This is a genomic window from Corynebacterium efficiens YS-314 (genome assembly GCF_000011305.1).
Classification (GTDB): domain Bacteria; phylum Actinomycetota; class Actinomycetes; order Mycobacteriales; family Mycobacteriaceae; genus Corynebacterium; species Corynebacterium efficiens.
In genome coordinates this window covers 875,637-897,131 of record NC_004369.1, presented here as the reverse complement: position 1 = coordinate 897,131, position 21,495 = coordinate 875,637, and the positions used below count along the sequence as shown (strand labels likewise).

Genomic DNA, 21,495 nt, shown 5'->3' with positions numbered 1-21,495 from the left:
TTACTTCTCGTTGATGTATTCCACGCCGGCTTGCGTGAGGTTGTGGACCAGGGCGCCGACGGCGGCGGCGCGGACGAATTTGTCCACCTTGCCGTCGTAGAGTTTCTGGTCGAATCGGATGACGACGTCGTGGAGATCTTCCACAGGCTCAGCCGGGGCCTCTGCCTGGCTCATGAGGGTTTTGGCGATGGCACTGCGGTGGGATTGCAGTGCCTTACCGTTCTTATCAGCCAGGCCGAGGGTGACTGCCTGTGCGTTGATCTCAGCGTCGGTGGGGACCCTGGCCATCAGTAGATGTCGTCATCGGGGGTGGACTCCACACCGTAGGAGGCGGGTGCCTCACCTGAATCCTCGGAGGAGATACTCATGGACTGGCCAGCGGCAGCACCTTCCACCGGGTCAGTGGTCATAGGGGTGCCATCTGGCCCCAGCGGGGTCTCAGGGGTGGAGAGATCCTTGATGCTGATCGGCGTGAGCTGCTGGAGGGTGCCATCGGACTGCGCCTCGTAGACGTCGTAAATAGCGCCACGGGCATCCGCGAAGACGGTGACCTGGAATTCCACGCCAGCGACTTCCTGGCTCTTGGGATCACCAGCAGCAAACACACGGGCTTTACGACGGGTGATCCAGATTTCCAGGTTGCCGTCCTGGTTGATGGTGGCCTGCGCCAGCTTCACCCGGACCGGCTTCGGTGCGACGATGACATGCTTGGTGGATCCTGGCCACTTCAGGTAGCGGGTGGCGGAGTTGTTTTCCAGGGAGGTGAAGCTGGTGGAGACCGCGACATCGCGGTCGGTCTGATCCACGATGCCCTTACCCCACGCGGAGACAGTCGCGGACTGCACCTCACGGTTGTTGCCGAAACCGGCAGCGCCATCGAGCAGGCCCACCAGGTTCCATTCAGGGCCGAAGATCTCGTCCAGGGTGGTGGCCTGGTTGATCTGTGCACTTTCGTTCAGGGAGTAGTAGCACTCAGCATCAACCCAGATATCGACTTGGGTGTTATCCATTAGATAAGTCCTTTCTTTTCTGCGGTGACGGAATACCCGGCACCAGCGACATAACCGCCGGCCTTAGAGTCGCGTTCGACAAGTAGGTTCTGGCCTTCGGAAATACGAAAGCCCACCCCGGAACGGGAATGGGCTAAGAGGAGAGCATCCAGGCGATCCATCAGCTCATACGCTGTGGGACGATCCAGTGCATGTACCCTCACTCGAATTATCTGCACCGTGTGTGACCTGGTGTTTATCGGGGTGCCGTCCGACTCCACCACGATGACGGGACCATCATCAACGGTCCACCTATCCGGCAGGGAGTCCGCAGCGTCGACGTCAGCCACGATCCGGCGGATGAGATCGACGATGTCATTGACCCGGTCCCCGGCAACCCGGGGGCCACGTCTAGACACGGAATCGGGCACGACGCACCTCCAATCCAGCCTTGGCAGCACCCTTGGTCATCACCCCGGACTTCAACTGCCGGGCAATACCGGACGGGTGGGTAAGCGTGAGCAGTGCCACCGCGCGTCCCTGCTGGTTGTTGAGGATGGTGATCTTCACCGGCAGCTGATCACCGATATGGCCACGGGTGACCACCGCTGCTTTCTCGAGCTGAGGTTTGACCCCCTCGGCCAGGAACTGACCGAAGGCTTTGTTCGGAGCGCCGATAGTGAGACTGGCCGGGATTGGCTTGGCCATCATCCCTCCGATCTCACCGCGGTGAACATCGTCCCGCAGTTGGAACGACGACGGCGGGCCGGTTGCCAGTCAAAGGAGTTCTTCTCCACCACGAACTTCTCGCCACGGATAATGACCGTGTCGCCTCGTTTGATGGGGAAAAACTGCCGGGAAATATGCACATCCCAGGAGGTGATCTGGCCGTCGCGGGACACCGAGGTGAGGTTCTCCACGGCAGTTTCAGAGACCAGGCACCCATCAATCAATTGATCAGGGAACACTTCCTTCTTCAGCCGACCGTGCGGGTCCTTGAATTCACGGGGGCGAGGTTTCCACACTATTGATTCCATGGCCGCTCCGGATACCTCAAGGGTGGTGGGAAAGACCACCTCGGGCCACCCCGGACAAGCCCGAGGTAATCCAGGTGAGACTCAGTCAGGTCGACTTCTCCCCACAGCTCCGGCAACGGGATATCACCGCGGTAACTTGCGCTATCGCTATACGGGCCCGTCCCGGTGCTCCAGGAGGACTTGCCGATGTCCTCGCCGATCAGGATGGCTTGGGCTACCATCGCCCGGGCCACCTTCACCGCCCGGCGGCGGTTTCGCCCAATCGCGATCCATACCGCGGGAACCCTCCCGGTGTCGGTGATGGCATCTTCAATCTCCGCCACCGCATCACCCAGGAGGGCGATTGCGCGATCCTTCTCGTCGGCATCCAACTGGCGTGGAAGGCGGACCTCCAGATCCTTGATATCAATCATCATCATGGCGGAGCCTCCCATCAGGCGAAGGCAGCGATCAGCTCAGCGCGATCCTTGGACTGAGCTTCTTCTTCCGACATGCCCTGTGTCACTGCATAGGCACGCCACTGGTCTTCCGTGGCGGTCTTCCGGGGCTTGTCCACCACCGGAGGAGTAACCACAGGGTCCTCATCGTCAGCGGTGATCACCACCGGCGGGTCGGCCGGTGGATCAGTTGGAGGAGCATCGTTGCCCTTCTGGTCTGCGACGTTGATTTTCTTGCGCACCGCTTTCGCGGCATTCACAGAGATCAGTCGCTTGGCGTCCGCATCGGAGGCGTCGAGGACGTCACCGGTGTAGCGGAGGATCCGCGATCCATCCTGCTGACGCTGCGCCCACATCTTGGCGGTGATTTCGATGATCGGCATTAGGAGATCACCCCTGTCAGCCAGCACGCGGAGTAGGGCTCATCGATGCCGATGAATCGGATCTGGGAGATGCGGGAGCTGTAGGACTCGTTGTCGCCACCCAGTGGATCGCCACCGTTCCCGCGCATCGGAGTGGCTTCGAGGCGACGAGGATCCTTGAAGAATCCCGGTGCGCCCTTCTGCAGGATCAGCACGCGGTTGCGGTTGAGGTAGCGAACGCCGAGAGCATCCAGGCCCATGGGCTTGGTGGGAAGCAGCCCGGTGTAGCGGATGGATTCGCTGGAGTTGTTACCGGTGTAAACATCGTTCCACTTCTCGGAGCCAACCAGCACGGGGGCCAGGGCCTTGTGCATGACGATCATGTTCGGATCCCACGGTTCGTTGAGATCCTCAATGCTCGTGGCGTTACCGGAGGCGACGGTCTCCATTGCCAGGGAGATGTCGTAGCGGGGGTCAGAGCCCTGCTGGTTCCAGGCCACAGAGACGGGAATCTCTGGGATGCCGGCATCCAGCAGAGCGTCCCACAGCTGGCGTTCGTTGTAGCGACGGAAGGTGTTGACTGCCTTATCCAGGCGCTTGTCAACTTCCTGTCGCTGGTTGTAGTCCTTCATCTCACGGGAGACTTCGATCTTATAGCCGGTCTTCTGCGCGCGGCCGATGACCTGCTCTCCGGAGGTGGGGGAGGCGGTGGGGAAGAAACCGAACTCAGCGATTACTTCGGGGTCGGAGTCCATGTAGGACTGAGTATTGCGCTCGAACTGGAATTCCAGGGAGTTTGAGGTTCCGCCATCGGTGAGGATGTCCTCGGCCGGGAACTCGTTCTTGAGGCGTTCGATTGCGCGGGTGGGGATAATCTCGGGGTTACCGAGAAGGTCCGAGACGGTGACTTCCCGGCGGTTGTCATCAATGGAAATGACTGTACGTGCCATGTGATGTCTCCTTAGACGTAAAGACGGATGCTGACGATGTTGTTGGACAGGACTTCAATGACCCGACCGACAATCTGGGATGCTGGCTCGGTGCCAGTGGCCGCGGTGACGGTGCCGCCAGCGGCTGCAATGACGAGATCACCCACACCGGCCGTGCCATCACCGGTGACCGGCACCTGGGCGGGGGCACACGCCACCGACGCATGGTTGGGCTTACCGGTGTACGGCTGTCCCTTGGGCACCGCATCGATGACGGCGACACCGAGAATGGTCTCCGAGGCGGCGCCTGCAGGTTTGATGCTGCGCGGGGTGGTACCAGCCTCGACGACCTGGCCGCCGACGACGGGGGCTTCGGCCTCAAAGGTGATGGGGCCCTGTGCGAACTTGATTGCGATAGCAGACATGTTCCTACTTCCAGTTCTTGTAGATCTCGGACTCACGGACATCGTCCGAGGTTCGGGTATCGGGGTTGTGGTTGTGGCCAACCTCAGCGCCGGCCATGGTGACCAGAGGCTTCATCGCATCCAGATCAGTGGCGGTCAGCAGGCCGCGCTCCATCTGCTCAAGCGCGCGACTGCGAGAGGCCGGCATCAGCTTCCCGGCGCGCACTGCATCATCGACCAAACGAGTATTCTCGCGGGTGGCCATCTCGCCGAGGCGCTTCTGGGTGGATTCCCAGGCGGCGGCGTCGATGAGCTTCATGCCGAGGTGCTCCGCGCGGGCTGCGATGGTGGCGGCGGGTTCGTCGTCCTGGGAGGTGGTGTCCTTGGACAGCTTCTCGACGGCGGTGACAATCGCTGCGGCGTCGGCATCAGCGGCCAGACCGAGGGCGGTGGTCAGTGCTGTGACCTGTTCGGTGGTCAGTTCCATATCGGTGTCCTCTTCTTCCGCTTCCGCGGCCTTGATGTTCTTGCGGGATTCGTTCTTGGTCCAGGACGCTGCTGCTACCTTCTTGGATGCCGCGACGTATTCCCGTTTGACGGCCTGGGGTTCCCCCCAGGTGATCGAGTCTTCGGAGATGGTCAGCGGGATTCGGTAGAGCTGGCCGTTCTCGTCGTCCATGGCAATGGCTTCGGGTGGGTCCAGGAACAACTCCTCGATCCACCAGTAGGTGTCCTTGCCTGGTCCCTGCTCGTAGAAGTTCATGCGCACGTCTTCGACAGAGGTGGATGCGTTAATGGTTTTCGGCATGATCCAAAATCCTTCCTGTTGGTTTCCCGACGCTGTGACCTCGTAGAGGGCGGCGACGTCGCGGAGTGATTCGAGCGGCCCAATCGCCGGGGGACTCACGCCGAGCAGGGCCACAGCAGTGAGGGCGAAATCGTGGCGGGCTCCAGATTGATCGGTGTAGTTGTATGCACCTTCGATGGAGCGATTGGGATACGCCGAGGGCATGATGTCGGCCAACCAGGCCGGCAGACCTTTAAGGTCACCGACCAGGGTGGACCCATCATCGGAGAGTCGGATGGCATCTACCCAGCCGACGGCGGGTTCCCCATCAAACCGGGGGTCTGTGTGCCCCAGCTTGATCACCGGTCGGGACAGCGACGGGGATTGAGCTGCACGCACTGCGGCAGCGAGATCCTCTGCGGTCACGTCCCAGGTGCCGGTCGATGCTGGCCACTGCCCCACCTTGATCAGCTCCACACCGGGGATGGTCCGGAGCTGTGGTCGCTCCGGTGCGATGATCTCGGTCATTGTTCGGCGCCTCCTTCCGTTTCGGTCTCGGGGGTCCACGGTTGCTCCGGTGGGGCGGTGTCCTTGGCAGGTGCACCGAGATCACGACGCAACCACTCCTCAATCGAGCGGTCGGGACGGATCAGACCAGCATCAGCCAGGGTGCGCAAAGAGTTCGCGATGGAGAGCGAATCAGACCGAAGATCGTCAAAGACGATACGAGGTGCTGGCTCGTCGGGGCCCCAGTTCCAATCCACGAGATCTTCCACGATGTGATGGTTCGCGGTTCCAGCGATCTCGGTGCCCAGCGAGTTCTCGGCGATGGTGTAGAGATCCTGGTGAGTAGTGGCCAGTGCATAACTGCCGCCCTTCCCGTCCAAGTTGAGGAAGTGCGCGAGCGCCACCCGGGCGATCTGAGAATCGTGGTATTCAATCACCGGGCGTGCCGACATGATCTGACCGGTTGTGCCCAGCAGCTGGAATTTAGATCCGCTTGGCCTGGACATTCCAGCAGAGGACCCGGCGCGGTAGGACTCGGCCATCTTCCGGCCCTTTTCGATCTGCTCAGGGGTTGCGCCTGGTGGGTTCTCGTAATCCGGAACGCCCACTCCGTTGCGCTCCACAGCCAAGGCCTCGATCTTGAGCAGGGGCTGTTTCAGTGCCCAGTGCGGGTAGGCGGGCCTGAGAATTGACCGACCTGCCCAGTTTCCTCCCTCGCGGCGGTAGGAGTACGCCACCAGGCGGTCAATGGGGATGGTGGTCTTCGTGGCATCCGATGCGCGGATCACTCCGATATCACCCGGTGGTTTCTGATCAATGCTGATCAGGCCACCGTCGCGGGCAACGTTGATGGCTTGGAGGGTGTCAGGCATACGCGGTGCGATCTTGCGGATTCCCCACATGCCTTCCGGGGTAGTCTCCACGACCTGCTCGAAGAACATCGCCCCGAAGGGGACCATCAGGAGTGCGTGGCGGAGGTGTTCTGCCCAGGAGAACCGGCGACGCCGCCGTTTCTTCTTGTGCTCGCCTTCCTTACCGATGATGGGGAGGTCAAGCTGCTGGGCGATGAACTCAGTGACCTCATCGGATGCACCGTTGGGGTCCAGACGCCAGGTGGTGGCCTCGATGGGCAGAGCGATTGCGGAGAGCACGGCAGAGATCTGACTGTCATTGCGCATCCGGTCGTAGACGCTCAGACACTGTGGCCACTGGAGCTCGGGGATGTTCTCGAGTTCGCGGCCATGCGTGTAAAAATTTTCCTGGCCACCATTGACGTACCCGACCTCTTGAGGTGTCGGTATTGCAATCTGGGTATCCACAGTGGAATCTCCTTTCACCAGGTGATCGACCTGAGGTCATCAGCGGGGGTAAGCATGGTGTCGGCCGGCATATTGCTGTCGATGAAACCGACATCAGCCGGAGGTGGCGCAGGCAGATCGAGATTGTCCAGCGCCCACACCGCATTGGTCAGCGAGACCAGCGTGGTGATGTCGCCGTCGGACTTCCTGCGTGTCCAGGCGATGCCACCGTCACCGATCTCACGCAGACGTGCCACCGCAATGGCGTCCGCCACCCGGGGATCGTTGTCATGGGAGAACGTTCCATCATCGATGTGCTGCAACAGGCCATTGGTTCCGGACACCACGCGGGAGGCGGTCATGAGTTCCGGCTCGATGCCCTTCTTCTGCAGCGGTCTGATCAACGCTTGCGCCGCCGACTTCGGGTCAATGACCACGGCGAGTGGGTCATTGTGTTCCACCGCCTGGACGATGAAGTCAACGAGTGTCGGGATGTGGGCTGGCCCGTGGTATCCCACCTGCCCATGGATCCGGTTCCCGGCGCGGACCGCGACGGCTACCGCGGCGGTGCGGTCAACCCGGTCGTTGGAGAAGTCCACCGCCAGGCAGGATTCACCAGTGGCCACGGCTTGGGGGTCACGTAGTTCTGCGAAGCGGTCAAGATCGATGACCAGGAGATCATCGTCAGTGAGCTGATTGAACTCGAAGTAGTCTCCGATGCCCAGGGCCTCGACGTCGAAAGACTTCTGGCCACGCGGTGAGTTCATATTGCGCATCAGGTTCTTGATCTTGCGTTCATTCTTGAGCACACCGAAGGATGGGTTCGACAGCTTCCACGTCTTCACGTTGTCCCGGCCGGGGTGGTTCTCCGGCGCCCGGTACTCCGCCAGGTAGATACCCGGGTCCTCTCCGGACAACGCTAAGTTGCGCAGGGAGGACAGCTGCACACCGTTTTGGTGCGCTGCCGATTCCTTATCCACAGCAGAGGATGCGTAGATCACCTGCGGGTCCTTGGCCACGTCTTGGGTTGGTCCGATGGAGGCGACCTCGTCGTCGGTGGTGTCAAAGGCCTCGTCATAGATGAGGGTGTCCACCTCGTCCAGGCCACGGCCTGCCTTCGGTGAGCGTGTACGGAAAACAACCTGGCCGGCCTTCGGGTTGCCCTTGGAATCCAGCTTGGGACGTTTCGGATCTCGTGGTCCCTTGAGAATGATCTTGGCTTCACCCTGGGAGTTGAGGATCTTTTTCACCCGCTTGGCCAGCGAGGGACGCATCTCGATCATCTTGATCAGACGCTCCGCAATGGGTTGCGCGGACTTCCACTCATGGGCGGTGTACAAGATCGTCTCGTCCTGGACAAACACCCGGTGCAAGATGATGTCGACCAGAATCTCTGACTTACCGTTCTGACGCGGCACAATCAGGATGCAGGTCTGATGCACCCACGTGCCGGCCGGAGTCTTCAACGAGATCCCGATGACATTGCCGCACTGCCACGGCAGCAATGATGACCCGGCGCGACGGCCCAGCTCTACAACCTCACGGCCCTCACGGTCATCGCCGTCGGCCATGACAAGGATCTCAGGTTCCTGGCGGCCCGTCAGCGTAGGCCACTTCTCCAAACCCATCGAGAACATCTGCATCCGCTGTGATGTAGGCATCCGTCCACCTCGCTTTGATCGATCCAATGAGCTGGCGAAACACGGTGAGGCTCTGGCGGGCTTCCGCGACTGCGCTGTCGATACGCAGCGTGAGTGTCCCGCCGGAGCTTTCGACGATGGTTGCCCAGGTTGCTTCATCACCTGAGATGATCTTCTGCAGTTGATCGAGCCGATCACGCTGACGGCCGGCTTCCTCACACAGGGCGATGTCCGCTAAGTCCATGCCCGGTTGGACAAGGGCTTCATAGACCGCGCGCCCAGGAGCTCGGAGCCCCTGCCCCATCCCGACATCGGCACCAGCGCCAAGGGATTCATGGGCAATTGGGGGTTGTTCAGTCATCATGGCTCCTATCTGGCAGTGGGCACGCTCTCAGTTTCAGGACTCACAAAAATGGGCTGACTGGCGGCCGAGGAAGGGTCAGCACGTATACCGCCAGATATTTGACCTAGGGCCCGGCGCGAGACGGCTCAAGGTCTGGCCAGGCGAACACCGACGCCGCCGGCGTGGCCTGTGGTGGCGCTGTGGGCTCCGTAGGCGGTTCAGAGTGGTTCAGGGCTGGTCGTTGGTCGTCGCGGGCCCCTGCTTGCCGTGAGGAGTTGCAGGAGAAGTGTAAGAGGCGGTTAGCGCGGTCCCCGCCGTTTGCTCGGGCATCCTCATGGTCAGCAGCCAGCGGCAGACCATCGAAGTTGCGGGTCTTGTCGTAGAACATCGGCCGGCCACACCACCAACACGGTGTGCCATCAACATGGACCGCGACGAGGTTCGCGCGTTGCTTCTGATGATCCCACCCAAGGCCACGCTCGGTCGTGGTCTTCGGCGTGGCCACCGCCGGCTGCTTGTCGTACCAGGCAGCCGCCACCGGCAGCATCACCCGTGGCCGCATCTGCTTGACCCGCTTCATCACCACGTCCTTACCCGGGTCGACCACATGGACCGTGGCGCCCATCGACTCGTAGCGAGACAAGGTCGAGGCGGCCGGGGTTGAGTGAATCAGCCAGACGGTGATGTCCTGCTTCATCGCTGCCTCCAGGGCTGCGAGCCTGGCCGCCTTGGTCACCGCCTTGATCTGCCTGGTGTGCTCATGGTTGTCAGCAGGTTCCCCCGCCAGCGCGTTGGCCAGCAGGTCGTAGTCTAGGACCACATCCCCTAGCCGGGCATGCTCACGGACGAAGGTGGACTTCCCAGCAGCAGGTGGGCCCGTGACCACATGTAACGTGGCCCGGCCTCCCGATACCTCAATATCATCCTCGTCGACGCCCGCGGTGGCCGGATCAAAGCTGGTGATGATCTCCGCATCATGTGGCCACGAATGCCGACGCGCGTACCAGGAGGCCACCTGATTCTTCCGATACCCAGGGCGACCAGCAGCACACCGTTCCAAGGCCACAGCCTCACCGGGGTCAATCACCACAAACCGAGCACCATATGCCCGGTACTTCCGCTCGAGTTCAGCCGAGAGATTCGAGTGAATGATCCACACATCGCGCGTGGCCACCAACTTCAATGCTTCTTCAATACCCGCCTCACGAGCGGACTTCGACACCTTCTTCACCGCAGCCGCATGCGAATGCTTCGCCGGAGGCTTACCCGTCAGGGTGTTGGTCAGCGCATCAGAATCAAACCGTAGATCACCCGGCTTCGCGACGGTGGCCACCCACGTGGACTTCCCCGCCGCTGGAGCACCTGTCACGACCGTGAGGATGATGACCACCTCCAGACACGACAAAACCCCGAGAGTTGCCAGGCAACTTCGGGGTTGGATCTATCGAGCGTCAGCTTACAGCACGGGGTGGCCCACTCTCAAGAAGTCCTGCTCGCGCGTGGTCCAGCACATTGGCCAGCGATATAAGGACACGACCATCCGGCGCAATCTCGGAAGGTATCTCTCCTCGGTCAATCCACCGCTGCACTGTTGACCTAGACACCTGCGCCCCCAGGTGCCGAGCCCAACTCACGATCTCTCTACACGAACCAATCTCAATTGGCTTCGGGTCATCCCATTCCCGCGGGTCCACCACGACATCCCGAACTAACCTCGAAGACGCAATGACCTCCTCCGCGCACATCTCACCCCACGGCATCTCATCAATGACGAATAGCTGCTGCTGCAACCACGCCGCCCGGACATGAATAGCACGATCACCCGGAGGTTGCCCCACATCAGCAAACTGCGACACCGTGGAACACCACCGCGCCAACAACACCTCACACTCAATCTTCAGATCAAGAATCGACGTCGACAACGGCACCTTCGACCCCTTCACCGCCACAGCCTTACCCGCATTCTCACCTGCAGCAGGCTGACGAGGAAAGAGCAGCTCATCCAATAAAGGGGAATAACTCTCCAGGTCAAACAAAGAATGACTAAACATAGTCAACAACTGATCATCCATTACGACTTCCGCTTTCCTCCACGACGGCCTCTCCTACGGCGAGAACCAGAAACCGACACCTGTCCTGCCCTATCCGACCCGACCCGTCCCGACCCGGACAATCCAGGTCTGTCACCCACCTGATCTAGATCCGGTCTAGGTTTTACCGAATCGTTACCTTTGGGTAGGGCGCCCGGCGGCGCCGCTGCCGTGGGGTGATCAGCTGTCGGCGCTCCACGTCCCTCAGGCGTTGCTGCCACATGGGCGCTGCTCTCCTGAGGACTGTCTGCTGCCATACCTACTGATCCACCTCCTGGCGCGGTTGCCCTGCCGAGAACCTTCTCTGCCGGTTGCGTCACCCAGTCCGGGGCGTCCTCCCATGGGTCTTGTCCCGCTGCTGCCTGGTTGCGATAGCGGTCTGGCGCTGCTCCATATGCTGCTGCCGTGGAGTGATCAGCTGTCGGCGCTCCACATCGTTCAGGCGCTGCTGCCACATGGGCGCTGCTCTCCTGAGGACTGTCTGCTGCCATACCTGCTGATCCACCTCCCGGCGCTGCGCTATGTGCTGCTGCCTTGACCGTGGTTGCTGCCGGCGCTGCTGGGATGTCCAGGCGAGTCTGCCGATCGGTTAGGTGAATACCGTTTTCTTGCGCGTAGTCGGTGTTGTTGATCCACGCGATTGTCTTTGGTGAGTAGTAGACCTCCTGGGGTGTGGGTGCTGGGCGGGGTGTGCGTTCCTTGCCTTCATGGCCGGCTGAGTTGCAACCATTGCAGGCCACGACGAGGGTCTCGACGGTACTCTCGCGGTGACTGGTGAGGCTGTCAATGGTGGCCGCGCGAGCAGATTTCCGGTCCTCCCAGGACACCGTCTTGCCGCACCAGCGGCACTGGTCGCCGTCGCGGACCCTGACGGGAATGATTAGGTCGTGGCGTCGGCTGTCGCGCTTGCGAGCCCGGTCGATTTCCACTTCCGCTTTGGTGCGCATGTGGATGAACTCTTCATCGTTATACAGCTTGTACATCCACCGCTCGTCCACTTTGACGCGCTCCAGGAGCCCGGCGGAGACGAGGATATCGATCAGCACCTTCTCTCTGCCCGGCGCGAACTGTGCGACGAGGCCGGGGCCGACCATGAAGTCGGTGAGGTGGGCTGCTGAGACCGCGGCGAGGGAGACCATGAGTCCAAAGGATTCATTTTTCAGGGAGTGGTCGAATTCGCATGCCTCGAGGAGGAGAGACATCTTCGGGTGCGTGGCGACGTTGTCGCCGATGCGCAGCCATGCCATGTGGGTACTCCTTCCTCTGGTTTGGGTTACTTACTAGTGGTGGGTTGTCATGTGGTTAGTCATCGTCGGTGTCCTCTTCATCCTCTTGGGTGATGGTGAAGGGACGGGTTATGTCCAGCCCGGCGAACTCTGCAGCTGGTATCGCGATGAGGGCAGCAACTGCATGAGGATTGCTGTAGCGGGCAGGCGCTTCCCAGTCGATCTTCTCGACTCTGCCCGTGCCTTGATACTTGGTCATGGTGTTCGTCTCCTGTAGGTGCGGTGCGGGCGGGGTGGCTTGGATCTGGTGTGGGTGACCTGTGCAAGAGTGTGGTCAAGAGGTGGGGTAATCATGTGTTCATATGCACGTTTTTTCTCCCGTTCCTGATAGGTGGTCAGGGCCTCTTCGATCTCATCGAGTCCCTCCCGGAACTTTTCTATCGCTTCTTTCCATGCCTCGACCACTGGCTGGAACCGTTGAAGTAGGTCTCTCCAGAACTCCCGAAGGTCCTTGATAGGGGCGTGTGTCATGCTGCTGTCCTCCGATCTGGGGAGTGGGTAGCGAACTGCGGATAGCACTCGCTGCAGAGACCTTCCCCGACGTGGCGTCGGTGGCTGTCCGGTACCGTGCGGGTTGAACCCTGGCGATGCAGCCTGACCTGGCACCCGGCGCAGTGCGTCTGCCGCTCTCGAGCATTGCTGGAATAGCTGACATCGCTATATCTGGCTGCCATCACTCCATCGACACCCTCGCTGTGCTTCTCGTAATCAGACAGGGCCTGTTCACATGCGGCCAGCAGAGGGCACTTCCGGCAAAGGATGCGCGCCTCACGGTGGCGCTTTTGCACGTCTTCCCAGGCCTCCCGCCCATGCATGGAGTCCCACAAGCCCGGGGCGCCCGGCTTACGTCGGTACTCTGCCTGCTGGCAAATACCAATGCCCTCCAGGAGTGCCTCGTGGGCTGCACGTCGCTCCGGAGACATCTCCACGATCAAGCTCATGACGCACCGCCCATAGGTCGGGCACCCACAATCCGTAGCCCTGGAGCTGGTGCTGGGGTGGTGTCGGTGTCCTCCTCCTCGTCGACGTCGAACATGGGCACGTCGTAGTCCTGGGGCTCGGCGTCATCAAACGACAGAGGCTTATCATCTGGAGCACTGTCCTCGGAGGTCTGCTCCTGCCCCTCTGTGACCGTCAGCCCGTACATCGTGCCCGTCAGCAGCACCCGCGACAGCACACCGTCAGGGGATGCCACACACCGGATACGGTGCTTTTGCCCCATGATCTCCGCTACCTTGCCGACCAACGCGGTCTGGGCGGGATACAGCATCGCGCCCGTGTCCTCCTGCGCATCCAGTGCCGACTCAATGGTGCGGGCCGGAGTGCCCGGGAGCTCCACCTCACTATTGCGCCTAATCCGGGTATGGCGAATACCGACACCCAGACCAGTCTCATCAGTAATCTGGATCCACGATTCCGCGATAATCAGCCCAGCCTTCGGAACTTCCCCATCAGACCCTTTAGGCATCTTGACCGGGAACCGAGCCATCACGCTGGCCTCGGACAAGAGACACTCAAAGATCTCATCGCGCCCCTCGACCACATCGCACATCTCTGTAGGCACCGTGGCCATAAAAGTCGAGGTGGGATTAAGTGCCGAAATCTGAATGACCTCATCTTCTGGAATTGGTCGAAACTGGATCGAACCGAAGTTCTTCTTATCCGCGACCTTCAACGCCGCGCTCAACGCCGCCTGGAGCTCATCGTGATAACAAATAATCTTCGACTGCCTCATCATCGTTGCCATTAAGGTTCTCCTTCTAAAAGTTCAAGCTGTCCAGGTATCTCCGGATGGAGAAACCCTTTCTCTCCACACATCCACTTATGCAAGGTGACCTTGCGCTGATCCTTCTGCTCATCCCACCACCGGTTAGCTGCATCAATATCGGATGAAGTTGGGGAAATTTTCATCGCGAACTCCTTTGATATCGAGCAATCACGAGGTTCGCTTTCTCGCGGATCTCAGGTGGAATGGCCGTCCCAGTGCGTTCCTCCCCACAGGTCGCCCGGTGTGCCTGAAACAACAGTTCCCCGTCGGCATCGGCCTCAATACGTTCATGGCGGGTCAATCCCACAGCCATACGCTTGGCGGTACCATCTGGGAGATCCACCACCCGGAGCGCGAACGTCCCCTTGGCCTGATCGGAAGAATCCTCAAGGGGAATCATGCGCCCGGCCGGGGTGCGGGCCCACCGGATCGGTGCGCCGCAGAACTTGCAGAAATGCTCCGCCATTTTCTTCCCTCCTTATAGGTCGACGGTGACAATCCAGTCGATGAACCGTTCGAGCTCACCAGCTGATTTCTTGTGATCCCGGCCGGCTAACTGCCGCACCCACTCCCGGAGAGTGACAACGTGAATGAACCTCTGCCGGTGGATCAACGGGGTGTTGGCCACGTGGATCCGCATGACGGTGGTCCACACCGGGATCTTGATCAGGTCATTGAGGTCCCCCAGGGCAATCAACCGGCCACTGTCAAGGGGTGCCACAGCGAGGCGGATGAGGCGTTTCCCGCTGGGGTCCAGGAGTTGACGCACCGAGGCCATCAGCGTCCCGATCCCCGCTTGAGCCGATCAATCGCCACACCCCGGCGGAATAACAGACGCTCGAATGCATCTGACACCGCGGTGTGAAGCTCTTGTGTGAGGATCTCGGCCTCTGATTCCGCATTCAGGCCGGCAGCCTCCCACACCCCGCTGATCTTCTCCACACACTCAAAGATCGCGTCATCAACAACAGAGCTTGGATACTCACCCGCTGACATAGACGACATCGTCTTCACCTCCCTCCGCAGCCACGACCCGGTTACGGGCCTCCAAGGCCGTGATCCTGGCGGGCACCGATTCGAGCTTGCGACGCATGATCTCCAGATCGCGAAGAATCCCCACATGCTCATGGAGCTGCTCCTCCGCATCACAGAGGTCGGCATCCATCTCCTCATTCGCTTTCCGGAGCCGAATCACCCACTCCGTCAGCCAGAAAATGATCACGCAGAAACAGGCCGTGAGCACCAGCAACAGCACATACAAGACCATAACGTCACTCATGATGCCTTCCCAGCGAGCTTTAAGGCTGAGTCGATAGCCCGGATCGTCATGTTCGGATCGTCCTCAAATTTCCTGAGAGCTCGCGTTAAGTGCACATGGATCTTGCGTTGCTTATCCTGCAACTGCTCCACCTCACGGAAGAGACGGCCTTCCATAGCGGAGAGCTGATTATCCCGCTCCACGAAGTCGCTTTGATAAGAGGACAGCTGACGCGTCAGCTCCTCCACCTTCTGCGCGGACTCGTCAGCCTCCCGGCGCGCGGTGACGAGTGCGGCGCGGGTCTGCTCGAGGTCGGTGGTGGCCTCGGCCTGGAGGTCCCTGCTGAGCTTGAGGGCTGCTTCGAGCTCCTCGACTCGCGAGGACGATGAAGTGGCCTGAGTCTTAGAGTCCTTCTTGGCATCAGCCAGATCCTTACGGAGATTGTCGATCTCGTTGGTCTGCATCTTGATCAGATCAAGGTTGGTCGAAGCACCTTCCTGCCGAAGACGCTCAAGCTCCTTTTCCAGCCAGGCGATCTTCTCCTCGGCGACCTGCTCCTGTTTGGCGTGGTCTTTCACGGCTTTCTGAAGGGTGGCTACGTTCCGCTCGGCGGCTTCACACTTGGCCTCTGACTGCCTTAACCGCTCTTCGGATACCTTCAAGCCTTCGGAGAGGAACTGTTCTGTCAACGACAGTTCCACAGTTGAGGGATCATCATCGATCAGCGGGTAGCGGGGTATCCCGATGGTGGACTTCATCTCGATGCGTTCGGCAGCGAAGAAGGAAAGTAGAAGGGTGGAGGCGTCGACAACTTCTTCGAGCAGTTCGACGCGATCATGTGAATTGGTCACAGCAGACCTCCCAAGGTCAGTACAAGCAGGATGATAAGAATGGTGATGAGGTGCCACCGGAGTGGGGCGATACCCGCCCAGGTCGGTGGTTGAGGCCGACGGTGCCGGCCGGGTCTCGATGATGTAGTCACTGGGCCTCCTGGGGCACGTTGAATAAAGCGATCTGATCCGCGCCACCAAGAAGCCGGTGGAGATCCAGCAGACCCTTCGGGGTCACCCGGATCGTCGGGGCGGGTTGCTCCCACTCCTCGGTGCGTTCGTTGAAGAACGGGCGCCCGAGTTTGTGCACCAGCCGGCCGGTGTCCACCGCTTTCTTCTGGGATGCCTCCCACGGCCCACGACGAGCCTTGGAACGAAACACCCACCCAGCAGAGGCCATCTCGGCGAACAGCCGGTCGCGCCCGATCTTGATGGAGGGGTCCCTGGACAACACTTTCGCCGCGGTGGCCACGGAGTAATCACCAGCAGCATCCGCCAGCTGCTCCCACGACCTGGCCGGCTGTTCCAGCTCCAGTCGACGGGCTCGTTCCTGCTTCAGGTCGGTGGCCAGCTTGATGATGGTGTCCGGGTCGGTGAGGATCTCCTCGATCTTCGGATCCGTGAGATACCCACCGTGACGCCTAATCGACGGCAACACCTCCCGGGTCACCCACCGCTTGAACTCCTTCGCCTCCGGCTTCCTAGACCTGAGGATGCAAGAATAAAGACCAGACTCAGTAATGACAGTCATCTCTTGCTCCCCGGAAGGGGTGCGGATAGTAACCGCACCCCTTTCGTCCTCATCAAGAGAGCGAACCATGTCATGCGTCCTACCCAGCCCCAGGACGGCAGCAATATCAGCAGCCACCCACTGTGGCTCGCCAGCGACCTGGACCACACGAACCTGGTGATCATGGAAATTGAGCAGAGTGATCATCGACCGGCCCTCCGCTTCCCCGCCAGGGGCTGCGCATGGATGGTGCGGGCATCGATGTACGCCTCGATCTCATCCCGGATGTAGAGCACCTTCCGAGGGCTAAGCCGGATCCGGGAGAACTTCCCCTCACGGGCGTACCGCCTCAAGGTGGAGGCATCAACACGCAGGAGGTCACAGGCCTCTTCGGTTGTCAGGTGACGTGATGGGGTGGTCATGGCATATCCTTCATCTGGCCCGGCTCGTGGACTGCATTCCTCTTATTTGCTCGGTCTTTTCGTATTAGCCTGCGCTTGAGAAGCCTGCGTCGTATCCTCTGGACATGCATGAATCGTGGATTCTTGAAGTCAACGGACACCAGCGCGAGATGTACAACTGGGCTTACACCTTCATCTACGGATGCTGGAACCAGCTCCAGGAGGACGGAGTACCGTTTATTCTTGTCGTTGAGGGAGCGCCTCGAATCTGGGTTGAGCTTGACTCTGACGTGAGGTTCATAGTCCCCACCCCTCGACACCCCGAGATCTCGAAGCACATGACGGACGATGAGTACGACGAGTTCGTTAATTTCTTCCACAGCGGAAACCGGAAGGGTTACCGGTTTGTAGAGGTCTATAGCAATGACATCTACTTCCCCGAGGAAAAGGAACTTGACTGAAGCCTTATACCGCCTATGACCAACGATCACCCTTGCGGTTGTCTCCTCGACGACCGCCCATTTTAAGAGCGCGTCTTTCCGGACCCATCCCATTACGCTGCCTCCTCGTCATCATCGAGCTCTGGCTTATGAACCGCGGTAATCGTGTCGATACGCACCGGAGTTGCATAAGCGGTCTCCGGGAACTGGACATCAACCGTGGAACCCCGCACAACGACGATCTCCGAGATCGCCTGGTTGAACCGAGTCGTGACGAAGGTGAACCCCTCATCGATGAGTGCTTGCAGCTTGTCCGCATCAAGAGCGCGGACAGCCTTCGTGGTAACATGCATGTCAGATCCTTTCTTTTCTTGGATTCCCCGTCCCGAGATTTGCCGTCCTGGACGGGTTTTTTCTTCCCCTAACCTGCTTTCCAGATTCGGCATCACTCGCACCTCTCCCACTGGCCGAGATCCTCACCGGCTGCGAGCAGTCCCTCGAGGACGGCCGTCGCCCGGGTAGCCAACGGGCCTTGGGCCGGGCGGTCGTGGAGGAGGTTCTCGGTGACAAGCACCTCGCCATCGACGACACGTCCGATCAGGTACGACCTCATCAGGCCGACACCTGGCAAGCTGCACTCCCATGCGCAGATGCCGGCATCCCACTTAATTTCGACATCCCCGACGGTGATCACACGGCCACGGCCGAGAAAGTCAGTGGTCTTCTCTGGAAACTTCTTCAATCGAATGTTCATCATTTCCTCTCCCGGCGCGATCACGCGGCAGGCCTGTTTAACAGCTCGGCTGCTCTGATGTGGGCTTCTCGACGCTTAACAATTTCCGCCGCCTGGAGGATGTCGAGCCCAGCGCCATACCGGAGACTCTCCAGTTGTTTCTCGGTAATGCCGAGGAATCCTGCGAGATCCGCATCAGACTTCGCATCGATCATGTTGGCGATCTCATCAAGGGCCCCCGGTTTGATTTGAACTTCTTTCATTTCGAACCTCCAAGTACATTACGTAGCGGTAGATTCATTATGTACTTGAGGCTTCATCCTGTCAATGCCTGCGGAACATTTTGTATTGACTGGAGTTGAAATGAACTACATAATGTAGTTATGAACTTCATTGAATGGCTTAATTCGTTGCCTGGTTCTCCCACGCCCACATTGGCCGCAAATCACTCGGGACTGGCTGGTCCCACCTTGATCAGACATGCCCAGCGTGGAAAAACGACAGCGGATAATGTCATCAAAATTGCGAAGGCCTACGGGGTGTCTCCCATAGATGCACTTGTGGAGCTCGGATTTTTGTCCCCTGAAGACGTTTCAGATACCCGCATCCCCCTAAAAAGCGCTCTGGAGGAAGCCGGAGTCTCTGAATTACTAGAAAGTTTGGTTAAGCGAGTTAATGCATCTGGATTATTTGAAGGAACATTCGATGCTCGATTCTTCGCAGGCCGGGCTGGCGCAGAGATCCATGAACTACCGAGCCGTATTGAACAAAAAGATGTCCCCGATGCCCAAGGCAATGCATACGATGATGACGATGCAATTCTTGATGGAATCAACGCCGGCACCGAAAAATTTGCAGCGCAGGAATCTACAGAGCCCCTTGATGAGACCTGGACATAGGAACTGACGTGAGCAATATTGATCGACGGTTAACCGAACTTATCGATGCCGCCGACGTGGAACTCGTCGAAACGGGCAAACTTGGGCGTCATCTCAACGCCGTCTACCACCCCTCAGGGAAAATTTTTGTGAGATGGGGCCTTGATGCCGTTACACGCCGATGCGCCATCGCCCATGAACTCGGTCATGAGCACTATGGACATGACTGCTCCACACCTGGTGCCGAACGCCTGGCTGATGAATGGGCGGCGATGAAGCTGGTTACAGTAGACGATGTTGAAACTGCAGCAGAGAGTTGCGAGGGTCAACCGTCCGCAATTGCCGCTGAAATTGGGATTACTCCGCACCTTTTATCCACATGGATGCGCCTTCATGAGGCTGGTCGAACTAGTCAACAGTGGAGTTGTCTACTTTCCGAGTGATTTCTAACCCGCCACTAAACATCAGCGCGTAATCACCTTCGCCAGTAATATCTCAGGAACCACACTGAATTTACTGAACTAAGGTTGAGAAATGAAAAAAGGCTCCAAGATTGCCCTAGCCGTTGTCGGGACGCTGATTGTTATCGGTGGCATCAGCTCCATTGCAACCGAGGACGATGAAAGTGTCACAACTGCCGGGGACACCCCCACTTCACCTTCTTCCGCAGCAGAAGTTCCTCCAGCCGAAGAGCTAGATCCATCCCCTGAAGAAGCTTTGGATGAGGCAGAGACCCTCGCTTGGATGGAAACGGACAACTACCAAGAGTTCTGCACAGGAGAACCTGATATCGACCCGGAGCTTCAACAGGCTGTTGACGCTGTAGACATTCCCGAGCAGGGGCATGTCCAATTCACAAACATTGGGACCGATAGAGACAACGAAGAAATGGTTACAGTGTTCTTCGCGGTCTGCTCCCCAGCGGAGGGTGACGATCTCCGCGCAATTGCAGAGGACCTAGCGGTCGAGGTTCAATCCAGCCCTATCGGTACAACCGTGTCCGAGATGGGAGTCAACGCCTCCTCTGCCAACCCGGATGGTGTGGAGAACATCCTGCGTGACAGCAACTTCCAGATGCATCTTCATGACAATGGCCCGGCGCGTGAAAACGGGGCGTATCGGGCAGCGTGGGAAGCCCAGAACTAAGTAAAACCTTCTCCCGTCTCACCCCCACTCCCCCGTAACTGCCCGCCAAAGTCGCTCATCTGCTGTACGATCACACGAAAAACCAACCCGCATCACAGGGAAAACACATCGTGGAAGTGCAGGGGAAATGAACCGTCGACCATCAGTCATCAAGACTGTCCTCGCCTGGGCAGGCATCGCCATCGGCATCATCTTCTTACTAGGTTCCTTGATGGCGGGAGATGTACTCGCGGGAATCCTCATTGCCCTGGCCTTCATCGCACCCGGTGCGTGGTGGTTGTGGTGCACTGCTCAGGATAAGAAGGGCGCGGGGCCATCTAAACGGCGTTGGGGCACGGTGGCCACCGCGTCGGTAGCCGCGTTCATAGCCGGAAGCGTGGCACTACCAGCTTCGGACACCACCGCTGAGACCACCACCTCGCCGACGACGTCAGTCGCGACTACGACTTCCACCACCTCTTCAGCGACGACTACGTCCAGGGCGTCGACTACACGCTCGACTGAACCAACGACGTCAACGACGTCAACGAACTCCAGTGTGCCTTCCAGCACTACAGTGTCTGAGCAGCCAGCCGTTCAACAGGGCCTCGTCGATCTGCCGCAGGATCCACCACCAGCCCCTGCGCCCGTCGTCGAGGAGCCACCTGCACCGGTCCCAGCTCCGGCCCCGGTAGTGGAGCAACCTCCTGCACCAGCTCCTGCACCAGCACCAGCTCCTGCACCAGCTCCTGCACCAGCTCCTGCACCGGTTGGGCGCACAGTAACCGCTGGCGCATTCTGCAAAAATATAGAGCAGGGAGCAATCGGTTACACCACCACGGGGCTCCAAATGACCTGCACCTACGATGCAGGCGAAAACCGCGCACGTTGGAGGTAGAGACATCCGTGATGATCTTGAGGACCCCTGATCACGCTTTCATCGGCGACGAGGTTGACATCGCCACCCAGATCCTGGGAGAGCTACAGATGCCTCTGACACCCGAGCGTCTCAAGCACCTGGCCGTGGCCATCCTCGGCTGCGAACTCAGTGAGATCAGGTTAGAGACCATGTCGCCCAACCAATAGTCGGCCCCCGCAACTACCCGAAAGTGCCCGCAACCGCCCATCATTGCGGTAAAGTACTAGCAACGTAATTACATCAACACGCCCAGGGTCTGGACGTGTGGACGGCCGACCCTGAATAATGGTGGTAGGCCACCATT

Annotated in this window: 36 protein-coding genes; 4 read left to right on the top strand and 32 right to left on the bottom strand. The window is 59.5% G+C overall.

The window, feature by feature from the left end; all coding sequences use genetic code 11:
- From CE_RS04375 to CE_RS04230, 31 genes are all read right to left on the bottom strand, one after another.
- Positions 1 to 288, bottom strand: a complete 288-nt coding sequence (locus tag CE_RS04375; RefSeq protein ID WP_006769461.1) for a hypothetical protein — start codon at positions 286 to 288, stop codon at positions 1 to 3.
- Positions 288 to 1,010, bottom strand: coding sequence for a hypothetical protein (locus CE_RS04370; protein ID WP_006769462.1), 723 nt, complete (start codon positions 1,008 to 1,010; stop codon positions 288 to 290). Before CE_RS04370 ends, CE_RS04375 begins: the two co-directional genes overlap by 1 nt.
- The gene (locus CE_RS04365) at positions 1,010 to 1,420 is read right to left on the bottom strand and encodes a hypothetical protein (protein WP_231295137.1); all 411 of its coding nucleotides are present in this window, start codon (positions 1,418 to 1,420) and stop codon (positions 1,010 to 1,012) included. Before CE_RS04365 ends, CE_RS04370 begins: the two co-directional genes overlap by 1 nt.
- Positions 1,401 to 1,697 (bottom strand): hypothetical protein, encoded by a 297-nt coding sequence (locus CE_RS04360; protein WP_231295138.1) that lies wholly within the window; start codon positions 1,695 to 1,697, stop codon positions 1,401 to 1,403. The genes CE_RS04365 and CE_RS04360 overlap by 20 nt, the downstream gene beginning before the upstream one ends.
- Positions 1,697 to 2,014, bottom strand: coding sequence for a hypothetical protein (locus CE_RS04355; RefSeq protein ID WP_006769465.1), 318 nt, complete (start codon positions 2,012 to 2,014; stop codon positions 1,697 to 1,699). The genes CE_RS04360 and CE_RS04355 overlap by 1 nt, the downstream gene beginning before the upstream one ends.
- On the bottom strand, positions 2,014 to 2,445 hold the full coding sequence (locus CE_RS04350; protein ID WP_231295139.1) for a Gp19/Gp15/Gp42 family protein: 432 nt from the start codon (positions 2,443 to 2,445) through the stop codon (positions 2,014 to 2,016). The genes CE_RS04355 and CE_RS04350 overlap by 1 nt, the downstream gene beginning before the upstream one ends.
- Before the next feature lie 14 nt (positions 2,446 to 2,459).
- Positions 2,460 to 2,846 (bottom strand): hypothetical protein, encoded by a 387-nt coding sequence (locus tag CE_RS04345; protein WP_006769467.1) that lies wholly within the window; start codon positions 2,844 to 2,846, stop codon positions 2,460 to 2,462.
- Complete coding sequence (locus CE_RS04340; protein WP_006769468.1) at positions 2,846 to 3,775, bottom strand: hypothetical protein; 930 nt, start codon at positions 3,773 to 3,775, stop codon at positions 2,846 to 2,848. The genes CE_RS04345 and CE_RS04340 overlap by 1 nt, the downstream gene beginning before the upstream one ends.
- An 11-nt stretch (positions 3,776 to 3,786) precedes the next feature.
- Positions 3,787 to 4,179 (bottom strand): hypothetical protein, encoded by a 393-nt coding sequence (locus CE_RS04335; protein ID WP_006769469.1) that lies wholly within the window; start codon positions 4,177 to 4,179, stop codon positions 3,787 to 3,789.
- A gap of 4 nt (positions 4,180 to 4,183) precedes the next feature.
- Positions 4,184 to 5,473, bottom strand: a complete 1,290-nt coding sequence (locus CE_RS14510; protein WP_006769470.1) for a hypothetical protein — start codon at positions 5,471 to 5,473, stop codon at positions 4,184 to 4,186.
- On the bottom strand, positions 5,470 to 6,771 hold the full coding sequence (locus CE_RS04325; protein ID WP_006769471.1) for a phage portal protein family protein: 1,302 nt from the start codon (positions 6,769 to 6,771) through the stop codon (positions 5,470 to 5,472). Before CE_RS04325 ends, CE_RS14510 begins: the two co-directional genes overlap by 4 nt.
- Before the next feature lie 14 nt (positions 6,772 to 6,785).
- A complete protein-coding gene (locus CE_RS04320) occupies positions 6,786 to 8,411 on the bottom strand; it encodes a hypothetical protein (protein WP_231295140.1) in 1,626 nt (541 codons plus the stop codon).
- Positions 8,332 to 8,751 (bottom strand): hypothetical protein, encoded by a 420-nt coding sequence (locus CE_RS04315; protein ID WP_231295141.1) that lies wholly within the window; start codon positions 8,749 to 8,751, stop codon positions 8,332 to 8,334. Before CE_RS04315 ends, CE_RS04320 begins: the two co-directional genes overlap by 80 nt.
- 106 nt (positions 8,752 to 8,857) lie before the next feature.
- A complete protein-coding gene (locus CE_RS04310) occupies positions 8,858 to 10,102 on the bottom strand; it encodes an AAA family ATPase (protein WP_231295142.1) in 1,245 nt (414 codons plus the stop codon).
- Positions 10,103 to 10,184: 82 nt separating this feature from the next.
- Positions 10,185 to 10,805: a hypothetical protein gene (locus CE_RS04305; protein WP_006769475.1), complete on the bottom strand. Its 621-nt coding sequence runs from the start codon at positions 10,803 to 10,805 to the stop codon at positions 10,185 to 10,187.
- Entirely contained in the window at positions 10,805 to 12,070 is a 1,266-nt protein-coding gene (locus CE_RS14815) for a hypothetical protein (RefSeq protein ID WP_006769476.1), read from the bottom strand. The genes CE_RS04305 and CE_RS14815 overlap by 1 nt, the downstream gene beginning before the upstream one ends.
- 55 nt (positions 12,071 to 12,125) lie before the next feature.
- Positions 12,126 to 12,308, bottom strand: coding sequence for a hypothetical protein (locus tag CE_RS04295; protein ID WP_006769477.1), 183 nt, complete (start codon positions 12,306 to 12,308; stop codon positions 12,126 to 12,128).
- Positions 12,305 to 12,580, bottom strand: coding sequence for a WXG100 family type VII secretion target (locus CE_RS15210; protein ID WP_143758416.1), 276 nt, complete (start codon positions 12,578 to 12,580; stop codon positions 12,305 to 12,307). The genes CE_RS04295 and CE_RS15210 overlap by 4 nt, the downstream gene beginning before the upstream one ends.
- Before the next feature lie 466 nt (positions 12,581 to 13,046).
- Positions 13,047 to 13,856 carry a hypothetical protein gene (locus CE_RS04285; protein ID WP_006769480.1) on the bottom strand — a complete coding sequence of 270 codons (810 nt, stop codon included), beginning with the start codon at positions 13,854 to 13,856 and terminating at the stop codon, positions 13,047 to 13,049.
- The gene (locus CE_RS15590) at positions 13,856 to 14,020 is read right to left on the bottom strand and encodes a hypothetical protein (RefSeq protein WP_006769481.1); all 165 of its coding nucleotides are present in this window, start codon (positions 14,018 to 14,020) and stop codon (positions 13,856 to 13,858) included. The genes CE_RS04285 and CE_RS15590 overlap by 1 nt, the downstream gene beginning before the upstream one ends.
- The gene (locus CE_RS04280; protein WP_006769482.1) at positions 14,017 to 14,343 is read right to left on the bottom strand and encodes a hypothetical protein; all 327 of its coding nucleotides are present in this window, start codon (positions 14,341 to 14,343) and stop codon (positions 14,017 to 14,019) included. Before CE_RS04280 ends, CE_RS15590 begins: the two co-directional genes overlap by 4 nt.
- A gap of 12 nt (positions 14,344 to 14,355) precedes the next feature.
- Positions 14,356 to 14,655, bottom strand: a complete 300-nt coding sequence (locus CE_RS04275; RefSeq protein ID WP_006769483.1) for a hypothetical protein — start codon at positions 14,653 to 14,655, stop codon at positions 14,356 to 14,358.
- Positions 14,655 to 14,882: a hypothetical protein gene (locus CE_RS04270; protein ID WP_143758415.1), complete on the bottom strand. Its 228-nt coding sequence runs from the start codon at positions 14,880 to 14,882 to the stop codon at positions 14,655 to 14,657. Before CE_RS04270 ends, CE_RS04275 begins: the two co-directional genes overlap by 1 nt.
- Positions 14,860 to 15,156, bottom strand: a complete 297-nt coding sequence (locus CE_RS04265; protein WP_006769485.1) for a hypothetical protein — start codon at positions 15,154 to 15,156, stop codon at positions 14,860 to 14,862. The genes CE_RS04270 and CE_RS04265 overlap by 23 nt, the downstream gene beginning before the upstream one ends.
- Positions 15,153 to 15,986, bottom strand: a complete 834-nt coding sequence (locus CE_RS04260; protein ID WP_006769486.1) for a hypothetical protein — start codon at positions 15,984 to 15,986, stop codon at positions 15,153 to 15,155. Before CE_RS04260 ends, CE_RS04265 begins: the two co-directional genes overlap by 4 nt.
- A gap of 127 nt (positions 15,987 to 16,113) precedes the next feature.
- Positions 16,114 to 16,902, bottom strand: a complete 789-nt coding sequence (locus tag CE_RS04255) for a phage antirepressor (protein ID WP_006769487.1) — start codon at positions 16,900 to 16,902, stop codon at positions 16,114 to 16,116.
- Positions 16,899 to 17,117: a helix-turn-helix transcriptional regulator gene (locus CE_RS04250; RefSeq protein WP_006769488.1), complete on the bottom strand. Its 219-nt coding sequence runs from the start codon at positions 17,115 to 17,117 to the stop codon at positions 16,899 to 16,901. Before CE_RS04250 ends, CE_RS04255 begins: the two co-directional genes overlap by 4 nt.
- Positions 17,114 to 17,650 carry a hypothetical protein gene (locus CE_RS15205; RefSeq protein ID WP_143758414.1) on the bottom strand — a complete coding sequence of 179 codons (537 nt, stop codon included), beginning with the start codon at positions 17,648 to 17,650 and terminating at the stop codon, positions 17,114 to 17,116. Before CE_RS15205 ends, CE_RS04250 begins: the two co-directional genes overlap by 4 nt.
- Positions 17,650 to 17,889, bottom strand: a complete 240-nt coding sequence (locus tag CE_RS04240; RefSeq protein WP_006769490.1) for a hypothetical protein — start codon at positions 17,887 to 17,889, stop codon at positions 17,650 to 17,652. The genes CE_RS15205 and CE_RS04240 overlap by 1 nt, the downstream gene beginning before the upstream one ends.
- 92 nt (positions 17,890 to 17,981) lie before the next feature.
- Entirely contained in the window at positions 17,982 to 18,293 is a 312-nt protein-coding gene (locus CE_RS04235) for a hypothetical protein (protein WP_035109608.1), read from the bottom strand.
- Positions 18,294 to 18,310: 17 nt separating this feature from the next.
- Entirely contained in the window at positions 18,311 to 18,532 is a 222-nt protein-coding gene (locus CE_RS04230) for a hypothetical protein (protein WP_006769492.1), read from the bottom strand.
- A gap of 120 nt (positions 18,533 to 18,652) precedes the next feature.
- Here CE_RS04230 and CE_RS14810 point away from each other — a divergent pair, with 120 nt between their 5' ends.
- The 3 genes from CE_RS14810 (at position 18,653) to CE_RS04220 (ending at position 20,293) form a co-directional block, all read left to right on the top strand.
- Complete coding sequence (locus CE_RS14810) at positions 18,653 to 19,168, top strand: hypothetical protein (protein WP_011075159.1); 516 nt, start codon at positions 18,653 to 18,655, stop codon at positions 19,166 to 19,168.
- A gap of 8 nt (positions 19,169 to 19,176) precedes the next feature.
- The gene (locus tag CE_RS14805; RefSeq protein WP_011075158.1) at positions 19,177 to 19,590 is read left to right on the top strand and encodes an ImmA/IrrE family metallo-endopeptidase; all 414 of its coding nucleotides are present in this window, start codon (positions 19,177 to 19,179) and stop codon (positions 19,588 to 19,590) included.
- Positions 19,591 to 19,681: 91 nt separating this feature from the next.
- Positions 19,682 to 20,293, top strand: a complete 612-nt coding sequence (locus CE_RS04220; RefSeq protein ID WP_006769495.1) for a hypothetical protein — start codon at positions 19,682 to 19,684, stop codon at positions 20,291 to 20,293.
- Between the two features lie 551 nt (positions 20,294 to 20,844).
- Here the strand turns inward: CE_RS04220 and CE_RS04210 are convergent.
- Positions 20,845 to 21,069 carry a hypothetical protein gene (locus tag CE_RS04210; protein ID WP_035109613.1) on the bottom strand — a complete coding sequence of 75 codons (225 nt, stop codon included), beginning with the start codon at positions 21,067 to 21,069 and terminating at the stop codon, positions 20,845 to 20,847.
- A gap of 109 nt (positions 21,070 to 21,178) precedes the next feature.
- Between CE_RS04210 and CE_RS15200 the strand changes: the two genes are divergently transcribed.
- Positions 21,179 to 21,358 carry a hypothetical protein gene (locus CE_RS15200; protein ID WP_143758413.1) on the top strand — a complete coding sequence of 60 codons (180 nt, stop codon included), beginning with the start codon at positions 21,179 to 21,181 and terminating at the stop codon, positions 21,356 to 21,358.
- Positions 21,359 to 21,495 lie beyond the last annotated feature (137 nt).